This is a genomic window from Neisseria sp. P0019.S002 (assembly GCF_051957155.1).
In the GTDB taxonomy this organism is placed as follows: domain Bacteria; phylum Pseudomonadota; class Gammaproteobacteria; order Burkholderiales; family Neisseriaceae; genus Neisseria; species Neisseria perflava.
In genome coordinates this window covers 1-228 of the sequence record NZ_JBQCWS010000200.1, presented here as the reverse complement: position 1 = coordinate 228, position 228 = coordinate 1, and the positions used below count along the sequence as shown (strand labels likewise).

At 52.6% G+C, this 228-nt stretch carries 1 protein-coding gene; it reads left to right on the top strand.

Annotated features, from left to right (window positions below):
- Nucleotides 1-22: 22 nt before the first annotated feature.
- On the top strand, nt 23-228 hold a 206-nt coding region (locus tag ACTHTY_RS12295), incomplete at its 3' end, for a hypothetical protein (RefSeq protein WP_440367905.1).

Here is a 228-nt window from a genome sequence, read left to right as displayed (position 1 = left end):
CAAGATCAGTAATAGTGATTGTATGGGTACCGTCACCATTATCTACAACTTCACCTGTGATGCTGCCACCTTTTTCACCAGTGTCACCTTTATCGCCTTTGTCGCCTTTGTCGCCTTTGTCGCCTTTGTCGCCTTTAGCGCCGGCTGCGCCAGTGTCACCTTTGTCGCCTTTAGCGCCGGCTTCACCAGTGTCACCTTTATCGCCTTTAGCGCCGGCTGCACCAGTGT